This is a genomic window from Chloracidobacterium sp. N (genome assembly GCF_018304765.1).
GTDB lineage: Bacteria > Acidobacteriota > Blastocatellia > Chloracidobacteriales > Chloracidobacteriaceae > Chloracidobacterium > Chloracidobacterium aggregatum.
Window position 1 is genome coordinate 1424065 of the sequence record NZ_CP072642.1, and the last position, 14623, is coordinate 1438687.

Annotated in this window: 9 protein-coding genes; 3 read left to right on the forward strand and 6 right to left on the reverse strand. The window is 64.5% G+C overall.

Annotation, left to right across the window (positions count from 1 at the left end; translation table 11 throughout):
* Positions 1-38 precede the first annotated feature (38 nt).
* The 3 genes from J8C05_RS05905 to J8C05_RS05915 are packed head-to-tail and all read right to left on the reverse strand — an operon-like array spanning position 39 to position 8668.
* Positions 39-3374, reverse strand: coding sequence for a CHAT domain-containing tetratricopeptide repeat protein (locus J8C05_RS05905; protein WP_211421357.1), 3336 nt, complete (start codon positions 3372-3374; stop codon positions 39-41).
* Between the two features lie 36 nt (positions 3375-3410).
* Positions 3411-5420 (reverse strand): FHA domain-containing protein, encoded by a 2010-nt coding sequence (locus J8C05_RS05910; protein ID WP_211421358.1) that lies wholly within the window; start codon positions 5418-5420, stop codon positions 3411-3413.
* Between the two features lie 32 nt (positions 5421-5452).
* Entirely contained in the window at positions 5453-8668 is a 3216-nt protein-coding gene (locus tag J8C05_RS05915) for a CHAT domain-containing tetratricopeptide repeat protein (RefSeq protein WP_211421359.1), read from the reverse strand.
* Positions 8669-8865: 197 nt separating this feature from the next.
* Here J8C05_RS05915 and J8C05_RS05920 point away from each other — a divergent pair, with 197 nt between their 5' ends.
* The 3 genes from J8C05_RS05920 (at position 8866) to J8C05_RS05930 (ending at position 12775) form a co-directional block, all read left to right on the forward strand.
* The gene (locus J8C05_RS05920) at positions 8866-10524 is read left to right on the forward strand and encodes an FAD-dependent oxidoreductase (RefSeq protein ID WP_211421360.1); all 1659 of its coding nucleotides are present in this window, start codon (positions 8866-8868) and stop codon (positions 10522-10524) included.
* Positions 10511-12097: an ABC transporter substrate-binding protein gene (locus J8C05_RS05925; protein ID WP_211421361.1), complete on the forward strand. Its 1587-nt coding sequence runs from the start codon at positions 10511-10513 to the stop codon at positions 12095-12097. The genes J8C05_RS05920 and J8C05_RS05925 overlap by 14 nt, the downstream gene beginning before the upstream one ends.
* Positions 12098-12211: 114 nt before the next feature.
* Positions 12212-12775 (forward strand): LOG family protein, encoded by a 564-nt coding sequence (locus tag J8C05_RS05930; protein ID WP_459543820.1) that lies wholly within the window; start codon positions 12212-12214, stop codon positions 12773-12775.
* On the opposite strand, the gene mobA is transcribed toward J8C05_RS05930, so the two are convergent.
* The 3 genes from mobA to fabG form a co-directional block, all read right to left on the reverse strand.
* On the reverse strand, positions 12713-13471 hold the full coding sequence (gene mobA / locus J8C05_RS05935; RefSeq protein ID WP_281503749.1) for a molybdenum cofactor guanylyltransferase: 759 nt from the start codon (positions 13469-13471) through the stop codon (positions 12713-12715). The genes J8C05_RS05930 and mobA overlap by 63 nt on opposite strands.
* A 95-nt stretch (positions 13472-13566) precedes the next feature.
* Positions 13567-13848: a hypothetical protein gene (locus J8C05_RS05940; RefSeq protein WP_211421363.1), complete on the reverse strand. Its 282-nt coding sequence runs from the start codon at positions 13846-13848 to the stop codon at positions 13567-13569.
* Positions 13849-13874: 26 nt separating this feature from the next.
* Positions 13875-14621 carry a 3-oxoacyl-[acyl-carrier-protein] reductase gene (gene fabG, locus J8C05_RS05945; RefSeq protein ID WP_246840663.1) on the reverse strand — a complete coding sequence of 249 codons (747 nt, stop codon included), beginning with the start codon at positions 14619-14621 and terminating at the stop codon, positions 13875-13877.
* Positions 14622-14623 lie beyond the last annotated feature (2 nt).

Here is a 14623-nt window from a genome sequence, read left to right on the forward strand (position 1 = left end):
GCCAGCCGTCGTTGTCAGCGGACAAGCCTGGATGGCACTCACATGGCGCGCCAGTCGCCGGTCAGGATGAAGCTCGCCCAGTAAAACGGGTGCGCGTAGCGTGTCTGCCGCCGCAGCGCAATTTGCGCCTGACGCAGGGCTTCACCCCGGGGTTCACCGCGTTTGAGGCGGGCATAGAAGTTTTCCATCAGCATCTGGGTGGCCCGGTCGGAAACCGACCACAGGGACATCACCTGGGTCTGGGCGCCGGTGAGGACAAAGGCCCGGCGCAGTCCATAGACGCCTTCGCCATTGCGGACCTCGCCGACGCCGGTCTGGCAGGCGGACAGGACGACGAGGCGCGTGCCCCAGAGGTTGAGCTGGGCGGCTTCGAGGGCGGTCAGGGCGCTTTTTGGGGCGGCCTGGTTGGCGCCGGCAAAGAACAGGTACGCACGCAGGAGCGGGCTGTCGCGGCGCACCTGGTCGGGATTGAGCGGCTGGGGAAGTCCGATGGCGCGGGTTGTCAGGTCCTCCGGTGTGGTCCGGGCCGTCTGGGGGACCGCTTCCAGAAATGTGCCGTGGGTGGCGAGGTGCAGAAACCGGGGACGATTCACGGTCAGCAGGCGGTCGCCCGTGGCGGCAGCCCGGGTTTGGACGAGGGCATCGGGGAAGAGGCGCTGGATGGTTGCAGCTTCAGCCGCCGTGCCAGTGAGAGGAGACAGGGCCGGGAGCGTGTTTCCGGCGAGGGAGAGTTGCTTGCCATTCCCATACTCCGGCGCAGCAAAGACGACCGGCGGGTGCGGGCTGGCTTCGCGGTTTTCCTGAAAGGCAAGCAGGTCGCGGCCGCTGGTGAGGTAGGTGAGGGCAAACTGCTCCAGCAGATACTGCCCGTGCCGGTCCGGGAGGGCTTCAAAGGGGATGAGGTTGAGCTGACCGTCAGGGGAGAGCAGCAGATGCCGGACACCGGTCAGCGCCGGGGCGATGGGGGCGATGACCTGTGCGGCAAGGCGCGCGCCGGCACGCCGGACGGTGGTGGTCTGCCGGGTCGGGGTGGACAGCGCCTGGCGAAATTCCCGGATGGTCGTGTCAATGGGGACGGCTTCGCCGAGGTCGGCCCAGCGGAGGGTGCCGTCGGCTTTGAGGGCATAGACGGCGTAGCGTGTCGGCTGGGGCAGCCCGGTGGTGGGGTCAACGGGGGAATAGACGGCATACTCAAGCAGGGCGGCATCGGGCGGGATGGCGTTCCGGACGGCTTCCAGGGTGACGGGGGCAAAGCGGGCGCGGTACTGGAGGCTGCGGCGGCTGAGGTCGGCTTCCAGATTGTCGGCCTGTTCCTGGAGGGCTTTGAGTTCGGCGCGGTGGGCGGCTGCGGATAGGGTGCGGTCGGGTCCACGCTGGGTCAGGACGGCGATTTGGCCTTTGAGGGTGGTCAGTTCGTCGAGGCGGCGGAGGTCTTCGGGGGTGCCCTGTTGGCGGAGGAGGGCGAGGACATCGGTCATGGCGTCCAAGGCGCGGCCCTTGCGCTGGAGAATGACAGTCAGGGCGGCGCGGGCGGCGTCTCTGTCCCGGGGGAGGTTGTGGAGGTGAAGGGTGAGGGTGCGGTGGGTTTCTTCGTCGGCCAGCTTGAGGTAGAGGAACTTCTGGCGTTCGGAGCCGGTGACGAGGTTGATGGTCAGGAGGTGTTCGCGGGCGGCATTGGCCTGGGTCTGGAAGGCGAGGGCCTGGCGGGGCAGGTTCTGTTGCTGGGCGAGGAGGGTGAGGTTGTTCAGGGTCTGGATGACATCGGGGTGGTTGGGGCCGTAGGCTTCGGTCTGGATGTGCAGCGCCTGATGGAAGAGCTGGTCAGCAGCGGCATAGTCTTTCTGCTGGCCTCGCACCCAGCCCAGGTTCATCAGGGTTTTGGCAAAGGCGGGGTGGGCGCTGCCGAGAGACTTTTCAACAATGGCGCCGGCCTGGCGGTAAAGCGTTTCGGCTTCGCTGAAACGTCCCTGAAGGCGGAACGTTTCGGCAAGGTTGGTGAGACAGGTGGCGTAGAGCGGGTGCTGGTTGCCAAGGGTGGATTCATAAATGGCCAGAGCGCGGCGGAAGGTCGCTTCGGCCGTGGCGTAGTCCTTGCGTCTCAGGATGATAACTGCAAGGTTGCTGAGGAAATCGGCGACGTGGGGTGAGTTTCCGCCGACCTTGGCTTCAAAGGTGGCGATGGCGCGTTGGTAGAGCGGCTCGGCGCGGTTATCGTCGCCGCGCCTGCGGAGCGTTTCCGCCAGGTTGTTGAGCAGGAGAGCGACATAGGGTGGGACGACTTCAAAGCCCTTTTCGTAGATGTCCAGCGCATGCTGGAAATTGACTTCGGCTGAGGAGAGGTTGCCCTGCTCCAGTTGAAGCAGGGCCAGGCTGTTGAAGACACGGGCCAGGGTGAGTGAACTTGTTTCCGGTATGGCCGTACCCATGGCAATGGCGCGCTGGTAAAAACGTTCGGCCGCCGGGTATTGCCCCCGCTCCTGGTGGAGGTCAGCCAGGTAGGTCAGGGTGCGGATGGTTTGGGTATCGGCGGGAAGCCGCCCGCCATGGAGCAGGGCGCGCTGGTAACAGGCTTCGGCTTCGGTGAAATGGCCCTGTTTTTGCAGGGATTTTCCCAGGCTGTTGAGACTCCGCCGGAGGTCAGGATGTTCCGGGGCGAGGGCTTTGTCGCGGATGGCGGTAGCCCGGCGGTACAGGGCGGTGGCCTGGGCGTAGTCAGTCAGGTGATAGCAGATGAGCCCCGTGGTTTCGAGGGCGTCGGCGACAGAACGATGTTCCGGCCCATAGACGGCTTCCCGGATGGCAAGCGCCTCCCGCGCCAGTGGGAGGGCCTCGGCATAGGCACCTGTTGCGCACAACTGTCCGGCCCGGGTTGCCAGGGTGGTGGCTTCCTGGGCGCGCCACAGGTTGGGGGCTTCTTTTCGTTCGTGCCCGTCTGCCGGGCGCCGCGTCAGAACCTGCAGAACGTACCGCCCCCCGGTTTTGCCATGGGCGAAGGGAGCCTGGGCGAAGGGGACAATGACCAGCCGGTAAACCCTGCTGGCAGGAGCCAGAAACAGCAGTTCTTCCGGCCCCAGGGGGCCGTTCGGGCTGTCCTGTTCCATGACCAGACTGCCGTCGGGTCCGAGGAGTCTGAGCGTGACATCAACCCCATGCTGCCCGACGACCAGGTGCAGAAAGTCATATTGGTCAAGAGGGACGGTGTAGGTGTGGGGTTCCGCGCCGGTGACGTTCTGCTCAAGGGTTGTACCGGGGAGCAGCGCCGTCGGTGCCGGTTGCTGGGCCGGCGGCTGAACCGGTTGCTGGGGAAGTACCGCCGACAGGTGGACTGGCGTCAGCCATGAGGTGAGGAAGAGTATCAGGGCGAACACAGTCATACACCTCCCTGGAAAAACCTCCTTTGGGGAATGGCGTCAGACGCCGGCCGGTTGCGCCGGGCGCGGTTCGCCGACCAGTCGCCCGGTGGACTGGGGCGTACCGGGCTGCGGTTGGGGGGAAACGGCCGGCAGCAGAATGGTGAAGCAGGTGCCGACGCCAACCTGGCTGGTGCAGCGCAGGCTGCCGTGGTGGGCCTCGACAATCCGGCGGCAGATTTCCAGCCCCAGACCCGTGCCGTGTTCGCCTTTGGTGGTGAAGAACGGCTCCCAGATACGCGGCAGGAGGTCAGGCGGGATGCCATGCCCGTTGTCAGTGACGTGAATGGTCGCCATGCCCTGTTCCAGCCCAAGGGTGATGTCTATGGCGCCGCTGCCGGGCGGCGTGGCATCCACGGCGTTACGGATGAGGTTGATGAGGACCTGCTCGATCTTGGCCTCGTTGACGACGGCGTGTGGGTCGGCCTGCACCTGGAACGTGACGGTGCGCTGTTTGAGTTCGGTATCCACGCAGATGAGCGACAGGAGCCGTTCGAGCATGGGGCGGAGGGCGCGGTGCTCGAAGGCATACTGGGCCGGGGCATTGCGGGCGAAGAGCCGGATTTCCTCAACCAGCTCCAGGGCCCGGCGCTGTCCGTGCAGGGCAAGGTCGGTCAGCCGCAGCACATCCGGGTCATGGGGGTACTTCAGGCTGATGAGTTCGACGCCGCTGATGAGGGCAAGCCGGTTGCGCAGTTCGTGGGAAATCGAGGCGCACATCTTGCCCATCGTCGCCAGCCGGTCGGCCTGTACGAGCAGGTCCTGGGTGGCGCGGAGTTCGCGGATGAGATGGAGGTTGTCCAGCATCAACCCGGCCGTACGGGCCGTGGCCATGACGAATTCCAGGTCTTCACTTTCAAAAGCGCCCGGATGGTGTTCGTTGGAAAAGTAGCCTACCCCCCAGAAGTGCTTTCCCGAAGCAATGGGGACGGCGAGAATGGCGCGGGTGCCCGCCAGGGCCAGGCTCTGGGTGGTGGCAAAGCGTTCGTCGGACCGCACATCGCTGCTCAGGCAGCCGACCCGGTCGCGCTGTACCCGGGCCAGGATACTCCGGCTCGGACGCCCCTGCCCGCGTGTTCCGGCGACTTCGAGTTGCTGGGTCCGGCGGTTGCCAACCAGAACGATGCCGTAATCGAGCGGCAGAGCGGCAAAGAGCGCCGTCAACCAGGCTTCGGCCAGCGCCGGTACACTGGACTGGGCCATGAGCTGGTGGGTGATGTCACAGAGGCTGGTCAGCCGCCGCAGCATCCTGGCATTGAGGTTGGCGGCGGTCGCCATGAGTTCCGGGTTGAGAAAGCGTGTCTGGCGCTCGTCCAGCACCAGCGTCGTATCCGGGGCGGTTTCTTCGGTCAGGGTGTCATCGGCGCCGAAAACCGTCTTGGGCTGACAGGCACTGACGAATCTGAGCCGCGTGGCCGCCGGGCGGGAGACGACGATGGTGTCGCCACTGTTGAGAGTAACTTCGCGGATGGATTGCCCGTTGACGAACGTGCCGCCAATGCTGTTGAGGTCGCGTATCTGGTAGCTGCCATCGGGCTGCTGGATGATTTCGGCATGGTAGCGGGAAACGCTCGCGCTTTTGAGCATGAGGCTGCAATCGGCATTGCGCCCGATGGTGAACCTGCCTTCGCCCAGCGTGAGATGCTGCACCTGTCCCTGCTCCGGGTAGAGCAGCAGTAAGGGGGTCAGCGCCGGTTGCTTCAGGTAGAGCAGGCGGATGCCGCCGACTTTGCCCAGCGTGATCTCGTCCCCGTCGGCCAGGGTGGCTTCGGACACCGGCTCGCCGTTGACCAGCGTGCCGCTGCTGCTGTGGAGGTCGCGGAGCTGGATGTCGCCAGTCTCTGAGCGGACGATTTCCGCGTGGTGGCGGGAGACGGCTGCATGCCGCAGCGGCAGGTGATGGCTGCTGTGCCGTCCCATGGTGAAGGGAAAGCGGGTGACTTCGACGGCATAGGGCGGCAGGTCGTTGTTGAGAACCCAGAGCAGAGGGGCGGGGGTGGGAGAGTCCATGCGCGTTTTCCTCCAGGCGTGCCGTGGGATGTTCAGTCTGAGTTGGCGGGTGAGTTGGCGGGCGCCCACTGGCCATGGACCTGAAAAGGGGCCCAGAAAAAGGGATGGCGGTACCGGGATTCGCGCCGCATGTCCAGTTGCGCCTGGCGCAGGGCGGCGGCCGGGGGGCGTTTGTCCCGAAGCAGGGCGCGGTAGAAGTGGGTCATCAGCCGCGCCGTGGACTGGTCGCTGATGCTCCACAGGCTGACGACAATCTGGGACGCGCCGGCGTACATGAAGCCACGGGTCAGCCCGACCAGCCCTTCGCCGCGGACAAACGTGCCCAGTCCGGTTTTGCATGCGCTCAGGACGACGAGTTCGGCGGACAGTTGCAGGTTGAAGATGTCCGGCAGTCCGACGACACCTTCGCGCGGCTGTCCCGTGGCGTCAAACCGTGACACAAGGAGGCTAGAAAGCTCCGGGCGCTCGTTGTCCACCAGGCCGTGGGAGGCAATGTGGAGAATGCGGTACCGGGCGAGGTCGCCGGTGAGAAAGTTCTCGCGGTTGGCCTCGAAGCCCGTCAGGCACCGGCGTCTGGATTTGGGCACCAGGGCGAGGATGGCGTCGGCTTCGCGGCGGGTGCCGGGCAGGCGGGGAATGGTCAGGGCGGCTGCGTCCGGCACCTTGGCGTCAGCTATCAGTCCGACGTGCTGGGCCGCCTGTTCGAGTCTGGACTGGGCAACTTTCAGCCCAATTTCACGGGTTTCATTCATGTGGGCCGTGGTGGCCGGAGCATGGTCAGGGAGGCGTGGGTCGTCCACGTCAAACACCGGGTCGGCCAGGATGGCGAGTTCGCCTTTCGGGGCAGGGCGCTCCGCCGTGCGCTGGAACTGGGCCAGCAGCGCCGTCGCCGACGGAATGTGGATGAGGTCGTGGCGTTCGACGAGCAGGCGTCCGGGGTGGCGCGGGTCGGGCAGGGCCGCAAAGGGGACGTAGTGCAAACCTTCGTCTGCAATGATCACCAGGCGCTGGCCGGTGAGGTGATGGGCAAGTGGGGCGAGGACGAGCTGCGCCAGGGCTTCGCCGTCGGCGGTGGGGTCATGGGTGGGCTGCTGACATGCCTGCCAGAACAGGCGGGCGGCCGCATTGATCGTGTTGCCGGGGAGGAGTTCAAAACTGGTCAGGCGGTCCGGGGTCAGCACCCAGGCGTAGCTGTGGAACTCGCCCAGGTGATAGACCAGAAGCACCGTGTTGGCGTCGAGGAGCCGTTGCTGGAGTTCGGCAGCGGTGGGCGGGGTGGGTTGGGTCAGAGCGGCGTAGTGGGGGTGGCGCGCGCGAATTTCCCGGCGGGTACGGTCAAATTCCTCTGAAAGACTGGCGATTTCCTCCCGCATGGCCTGGCGTTCAGGCTCCGGCGCCTGGCGGACGAGCAGGATGGTCAGGCGGTCGGCAGCGGCGGCCAGGCGGGATTGAAGCTGGCGTTCGCGGTTCTGGAGTTCGGGGTCAATGCCCTGGCGGATGGAGACATTGGCTTCGGCCAGCAGGTCGAGCAGGCTGCGGGCGCGGGCGCGTTCCGAGACGTGCAGGGCCTGGGCATCGAGTCCGGCATCCGGCTGCTGCCGGTGGAGCTGCATGAGGATGTCAATGTAGAGGTTGTAGTACTCCCGGACCGAGGCAAAGTAGGCGCTGCGCAGTTCCCGGCTGGCGACTTTGGTGCGCAGGTTTTCCACGATGGCGATGGCGGGTTCAATGCGGGCGCAGGCCGCGGGGAAGTCCTGGGCCTGGCGGTGCAGGCGGGCCAGTTGGTAGAGGATGTTGGCCTCGCCCGTCCGGTCGCCGACCGCCTGGAAAAGGGCGAGGGCCTGTTCGTAGTGGGTTTGCGCCGTGGCCGGCTGTCCAAGCCGGGTGAAGGTGGCGGCGAGCGAGGCGAGGGTCACGCCTTCGCCGCGCTTGTCGCCGGTTTCGCGGCGCAGCACAAGGGCCTGTTCAAAGTAGCGTTGGCCGGGTTCGGGCTTGTCCTGCGCAACGCTGAGGTTGCCGAGTCCGGTGAGGGTATTGGCTTCACCGCGCCTGTCGCCGGTTTCCCGGCGCAGGGGGAGGGCTTCTTCAAGGGCGAGCCGGGCTGGTTCAAGCCGGCCGGCTTTGGAGTGGACACGCGCCAGGTTGGTGAGGGCCACGGCGAGGGAGCGCCGGTCGTTGAGCTGCCGGTAGAGGCTGATGGCCCGTTCAAGGCGTTCCTGGGCGCGCGGCAGCAGGCCGAGGGATTCATAGACGAGTCCCTGGTTGTTGATGGCATTGGCTTCGATGGCGGCATTGGAGGCCTGGCGGGCCATGGCAACGGCCTGTTCGAGCAGGTCGAGGGCTTCCTGCTTTTCGCCCAGGATGTCGAGGGTATAGCCGAGGTTGGTGCGCAGGATGCTGCCGCTCTTGTGATCCCGCAGGGCATCGGCCTGGGCGACGGCTTGCCGGTAGTAGTCCACGGCGCGGCGTTTTTCGCCGGACTGGTCATAGGCGCGGGCCAGATTGTTGAAAACCTGCATCAATCCGGCCGGCTCGCCACTGGCGCGGCGGAGGGGGAGGGTGCGTTCGTAGCACTCGATGGCCCGCCGGGTCTGGCCCAGATTGTCATAGACGAGGCCCAGGGTGACGAGGGTTTCGGCTTCGCCGTCGGCATCGTTGGCCGCCTGGTAGGCGGTCAGGGCCTGGTGGAGCTGTTCGACGGCGCTTTCCAGGGCGGCTTTGGTGTTTTTCTGACGGGTGCGCTGGGCGGACTGGAGGGTTTCAAAGGCGGTGAAGCGTTGCCGGTCCACGTCCGCGGCCGGGCGGTGGGTGGTGAGGTGGACGAAGAACGCGCCGGCCTGGCGTTCATGGTTGGTAATGGTGATGCGGCAGGTGGTGGCCGTGTCGGCCAGCAGAAGTACGGGACGGGCGCGGGAGATTCCGTTCCAGCCGGCCAATTGTTCAAGGCGGCGGCCGTCATCGCCGGCGACGGCGACGTGTAACTCCACACCAACCTGTCCGACCATGACGACGGCAAACTCGCCGGCGGCGAGGGACACCTGGTAGTGGCGGGTTTCTCCACTGGCGAGGTTGCCCTCGATGACCTGGCCGCGGAGCAGCGCCGTGGCTTCAGGGGGGACCGGGGCTGCCGGTGGGGTGGCCGGTGGTTCAGTGGTCGGGCGCTTGGGCGGAGCCTGGCCAGGGCTGACCAGAGGCCATGCCAGGCATCCCAGCAGGCAGGCAATGAGCAGGCTGGATGAAACGCGCATGGCGGTTCCTCAGCAGGCGGCAAGGGGATGGTATCCGGTGATGGAACGCGATGAATCAGGACAAATCGTATCATGGCGGCGGTGTGGGCGCGGGAAACGTGGGTGTGTGTTTCGTTTTTGGGGCAGGTGCGATACAGTGACGCCGCCTGTGCGGTTCCTCACCATTTCATCTTTCCTGGCTTGCGGCTGACCTTCCCATGAGTTCGTTCAATGCGTTACCCCAGCTTGGCTCGGCTGCCATTCGTGAAGCCTATCCCCGCACCTATGCTGCGTTTTGCGGTATGCCGGAAGGGGAAGTCTGGTTTGAGCGATTGGTCGAGCTCGACCTGCACCGGCATCGTCTGCTGGCGACGCCCCAGCCCATGGTTGTTTTTGGCGCAGCTTCCGGGCCGCAGTCGGCGGTCAGTGAGACCTTTGATGTCATTGTGGCCGGCGGCTGTTTTGGCCTGATTGTGGGCGCGACGCTGGCGGCGCACTATGGCTGGCGGGTGCTCGTGTTTGACCGGCACTGGGTGGGGAGAACCCATCGGGACTGGAACATTTCACGGGGTGAGCTGCAGCGGCTGAGCGAGGCCGGGTTGTTTACGCCGTCCGAGATGGAAGCCTTCATTACGGCCGAGTATGACGGCGGGTTTGTCAAGTTCCATGCGGAGGACTGCCCGATCGCGGCCGCGCCGCTGTGGTTTGACGACGTATTGACGCTGGCGGTGTCGTCGGACCGGCTGCTGGCGCAGTGCCGGCAGAAGTTGCTGGCGGCCGGGGGCAGCCGGTGTCTGGACCAGGCGACGCTGGAGCAGGTGCAGGTTGAGGCAGAGGGCGTGACCGTCGTCGTCCGGCAGGCTGAAGCGGGCCGGCTGGCATTTCGGGGGCAGTTGTTCATTGACACGATGGGGACGCTGTCGCCGATTGCCCGGCAGCTCAACCCACGGGAGACGGTGAGCTATCTGTGTCCGACGGTCGGGACGATTGCCACGGGCTTTGCGACCGGTTCGGCGGCGGATGAAGTCAATGCGCGGGTCGGGGAAATCCTGGTGACGACCGGGCATGCGCAGGACGGGCGGCAGTTGCTGTGGGAAGGGTTCGCCGGGCAGGACGGGGAGTTTACGACCTACCTGTTTCACTACGCGCCGGTGGCAGACATCGGGCGGCTGTCGTTGCTGGCGTTGTTTGAGACGTACTTTGAGACGTTGCCCCAGTACAAGCGGCCCGGAGCGGGGTTTGCATTTCGGCGGCCGGTGTTCGGGTACATTCCGGGGCTGCACCACGTGGGTCTGGGGCCGCAGAAGCGGACGGCGGCGCACCGGGTGTTGCTGCTGGGAGATGCGGCATCGTTGAATTCGCCGTTGACGTTTTGCGGTTTTGGTTCGCTGGTGCGGAACCTGCGGCGGATCACGCATCTGATTGACTTGGCGCTCAAGGGGCAGCATCTGGATGAGGCGTCGTTGCGGCTCATCAACGCCTACGAGCCGGGCGTGGCGATTATGGCGGCGTTTACGCGCTACATGGTGGCCGATGAGGGGGAGGACCCGAAGGCCGTCAACGAGTTGCTCAACATCGTCATGGAGGCGCTGCATCAGTTGCCGCCGTCGGTACGGACGGGACTGTTCCAGGACCGGATGGCGTGGGGGGATTTTGTGAAGCTGATGTTGCAGATGCAGAAGCTGCATCCGAACATCTGGGAAGCCGTACCGCGCAAGTTGGGGATGGTCTATACGTCGGCCTGGGTGCTGAACTTCGTGGAGTTTTCTGCCTTTGCCCTGCAGAAGGAGTTGGCCGGGGTGATGGGGCAGCTTGGGCGGGGGCTGCGGGAGGATTTTTACAACTACGCCAACTATTACCGTTATGCCCTGGCATGAACGAACGCGCCGGTGCTGGTCCTGGAAACTGGGCTGGGTTCTGGTGGCGATTGGGTTGATGGTCTGGCCCGGCGGGTGTCGGCGTCCGGTGGTGCTGGCGGCCGATACGCTGGTGATGGCGGTTGAGAAGCCGCCGAAGACCCTGGACCCACGGGTGGGGAATGATGCCGTTTCGGCACGCCTGCACCAGATCATCTTCGATACGCTGGTCAACAAGAACGAGCAGCTTGACATTGTCCCGGAGTTGGCGGACTTCACCATTTCACCGGATGGGCGGGTGTTCACCTTCCGGCTGCGGCCCGGGGTGTTTTTTCACGACGGCCGGCCGCTGACGGCCGAGGACGTGAAATACACCTTCGAGAGCATGTGCGCGCCGACGTTCAACTCGCCCAAGAAGGGGGACTTTGCGCTGGTGGAGGCCATCGAGGCCCCGGATGAGCGGACGGTTGTGTTTCGCTGCCGGACGCCGAACCTGCCCATGCTGGGCAGTCTGGTGGCAGTGGGGATTGTGCCGAAGGGCACGTCGCCGGAGGAAGCGGCCCAGCGGCCGGTCGGGACGGGGCCGTTCCGGGTCGTGGCCTACCGGGAGAACCACGACATCTGGCTGGAGGCCAATCCGGCGTACTTCAAGGGCGCGCCCCGGCTGAAGCGGCTTCAGATTCGCTTCATTCCCGATGCCATGACCCGCGAACTGGAGTTGCGCAAGGGGACGGTGCAGTTGGCGGTGAATGCCGATCTGGCGTACAGCACCAACCAGGCGTTGGGAAAGACGCCGGGGCTGAAGCTGGTGCAGGCGAAGGGGACGAACATCGCCTATCTGGGACTGAACTGCGAGGACGCCCGGCTGGCGGACGTGCGGGTACGGCGGGCGCTGGCGCTGGCCATTGACCGGGAGACGATCATCCGCACGGTGTTGCGGGGGATGGCGCGGCCGGCGGCCGGGCCGTTGCCGCCGGAGCAGTGGGCCTACCCGGAAGACCTGCCACCACCGCGCTACGACCCGGAAGAAGCCCGGCGGCTGCTGGCGGAAGCGGGGTATGGCCCGGGACAGCCGTTGCGGTTGGAGCTGAAGACCTCGTCGGCGGAGTTGTCGCGGCAGGTGGCGGCGGTGTTGCAGGAACAGCTCAAGCGGGTGGGGGTGGAGTTGTCCCTGCGCTCGTTTGAGTTTCAGACGTTTTTGCAGGACACCATCGCGGGCAATTTCCAGATGTTTTATCTCATCAACGTCGGGGCCAACCAGAGTGTGGATTTTCTGAGTTACTTCTACGAGTCGTCCCGGATTCCGACAAAGGCAAAGGGCTACAGCGAGGGGGCAAACCGGGCGCGCTATCGGTCGGCGGAAGTGGATGGCTGGCTGCGGGCGGCGGCGGCGACCACGGACAAGGCTGCGCAGCGGCGGTTGTACGGGCTGGTGCAGAAGCAGGTGGTGAGCGACGTGCCGCAGATTTTTCTGTGGTATCCGAACAACGTGGCGATTGCCCACGAGCGGGTGCAGGGGATTACGCTGGAGTTGTCGGGGAGTTACGCCTTTTTACGGCAGGTGTGGATTGCTGAGGGGGCATCGCAGGATTGATACCTTCGTCTGATAACGTAAAGAGGGTGCCAGACAACAGGGACGGCAGGCACGGCAGGTAAAGCAAGAAAAAAAGCAGGAAAAACAGCAAGCCGGAGAGGGAGGAAGGGAGGCTTGAACGGGCCGGGGCAACTGAAGCGGGTTTGTGTCTATTGTGGGTCGCAAACCGGGCAGGCAACCGCCTATCGGGAGGTGGCCTGGTCGGTTGGGGAGCGGCTGGCACAGCAGGGCATCGAGGTCGTCTATGGCGGCGGGCACGTGGGCCTGATGGGCGTGGTGGCGGAGGCGGCGCTGGCTGCCGGGGGACGGGTTATCGGGGTCATCCCGGAGCGGCTGCTGGAGCGTGAGGTGGCCTACCGTGAGGTGACGGAAATGTACGTCACGCGGACGATGCACGAGCGGAAGGCGCGCATGATGGAGCTGTCTGATGCGTTTGTGGCTTTGCCGGGCGGGATTGGCACGCTGGATGAGTTGTTTGAAATCTGGACCTGGCGGCAGCTTGGTTATCACAGCAAGCCGGTGGGACTGCTCAATGTGGCCGGTTACTATGATGGGCTGCTGGGCTTTCTCGACCGGGCCGTGCAGGAGGGATTTCTGACGCCAGACTGCCGGGATTTACTGATGGTCGAGACGGATTTTGGGAAACTGTTGGCGCGGCTGGCTGGAACTTTCGTCTGATAACGAATTTTCCAGCCGGGCTTCCTGATGCCAGAGCAGGGCTTGGCGGTAGTCAGCGGGCGTGTTGAGGTTATAGAGCAACCGGTCGGCATTGGGCAGGTCGGCGTAGTCCGGGAAGGGGAGTGGCGCGGCGGGGATGGTCTGGAGGAAATCCCGGACGCGCCGGCCGCCCTGGCGCAGGAAAGCGGACAGGGCCGGCAGAATGGCAACGTTATAGGCGGCGCAGACGCCGGTTGGTTTTCCGTCGGCCGTGAGGGGGATGACCGCCGGGGCCGTGCGGTGGGTGCTGGCGAGCCGTGCCAGGAAGGTCGTTGTCAGGAACGGCATATCACACGGGATGACGAGACAGCGCGGGCGTCCGAGCTGGCGGGTATGTTCGACGGCGCAGGCCACCCCGCCGAGCGGGCCGCCATTAGGGATGGGGTCAACCAGGACGTTCCCGTTGAAACAATAGTCTGATAACGTTATCTGAACAGCATCAGAGGCGGCCGAGAAACCAACCGGCGAACACACGACATACACACAACGGGAAGCCACCCGCAGACGATCAACCAAAACCAGCAGCAGTGGGACATCGGGGAAAGGCAGCAAAGCCTTTGGCCACTCCATACGCCGACTCTGCCCGCCTGCAAGGATGTACACCGGACAATCGTCCAGTCCCTGGCAACCGGCATCATGACCAGTGTTGGTGTGCATTCTGGTTTATGCTGAATCTAACGCTGTGATGCCTGTAGCGACCGGGGCCGCTACGGGGCCTGCGTTTGCGCCCGTGCTTTACCCCCGTGCTTTACCTAAGTCCCGATGTGGTGTGGCGTGTGGGTGAAGGTTTCAATCATGTAGTCGTGGATGTAGTTGAACAGCAGGTTCTGAAACCGCCATCCATAGCGTGGGTCCTGGAGATCACGGTGTGGAATGACAAAGGCGTAGGGCTCCAGAATATCCGCCACCTTGAGCGAGATGCTGACCTGAACGCCACCGGGATGCTCTACGGCCCCGAATTCCAGCAGCGGATGTTCATAACGGCGCAGCTCGGCCTGGATTTTTTCGAGACTGGAGAGATCGGGCGCAGGCATCAGCACTTTCTCCTGTCCTGACAGCTTCACATGACGAGACCACCGTCGGCACAAAGAACCTGTCCGGTGATGTAGCGGGCATCTTCCGAAAGCAGAAAGGCGGCGATGCGGGCAATTTCCGTTGCCGTCCCAAACCGTCCAAGGGGGATGGTTTCAAGCAGTTTGGCGCGATACTCAGCCGACAGCCCTTCCGTCATCTCCGTTTCAATAAGACCCGGCGCAAGAGCATTGACCGTAATGCCCCGGCTGGCGACTTCCTTGGCCAATGCCTTGGTAAAACCGATCATTCCGGCCTTGGCAGCGGAGTAGTTCGTCTGGCCGGCCATACCGATCACGCCACTGATGGAGCTGATGTTCAGGATGGAACCGCCCTGCTTTTGTTTGAGCAGGAGCGCAACCACCGCTTTGGACAGGTTGAAGACACTTTTGAGATTGGTGTCGAGAACGGCATCCCAGTCGTCTTCCTTCATCATGATGAGCAGCTTGTCGCGGGTCATGCCGGCATTGTTGACCAACCCGTGGAGAGCGCCAAAGCGTTCCCGTACCTGTCTGACAACGGCTTGGGCGGCTTCAAAGTCAGCGGCATCCGCCTGGTAGGCCTGGGCTTCGACACCCAAGGCCTGAAGTTCCTGCTCGACGGCCCGGGCGGCTTCCACCCGACTGTGGTAGGTGAAAGCAATGTTGGCACTGCGGGCAGCCAGTTCGAGGGCGATGGCGCGGCCAATGCCCCGTGAGCCGCCGGTGATGAGGATGGTCTTACCGCGAAAATTCATGG

Coding starts and splice junctions, on each gene's coding strand:
- J8C05_RS05940 (WP_211421363.1), bottom strand. CDS start 13,848: ATGCCTGCGCCCGATCTCTCCAGTCTCGAAAAAATCCAGGCCGAGCTG.
- J8C05_RS05905 (WP_211421357.1), bottom strand. CDS start 3,374: ATGACTGTGTTCGCCCTGATACTCTTCCTCACCTCATGGCTGACGCCA.
- J8C05_RS05925 (WP_211421361.1), top strand. CDS start 10,511: ATGCCCTGGCATGAACGAACGCGCCGGTGCTGGTCCTGGAAACTGGGC.
- J8C05_RS05920 (WP_211421360.1), top strand. CDS start 8,866: ATGAGTTCGTTCAATGCGTTACCCCAGCTTGGCTCGGCTGCCATTCGT.
- mobA (WP_281503749.1), bottom strand. CDS start 13,471: ATGCACACCAACACTGGTCATGATGCCGGTTGCCAGGGACTGGACGAT.
- fabG (WP_246840663.1), bottom strand. CDS start 14,621: ATGAATTTTCGCGGTAAGACCATCCTCATCACCGGCGGCTCACGGGGC.
- J8C05_RS05910 (WP_211421358.1), bottom strand. CDS start 5,420: ATGGACTCTCCCACCCCCGCCCCTCTGCTCTGGGTTCTCAACAACGAC.
- J8C05_RS05915 (WP_211421359.1), bottom strand. CDS start 8,668: ATGCGCGTTTCATCCAGCCTGCTCATTGCCTGCCTGCTGGGATGCCTG.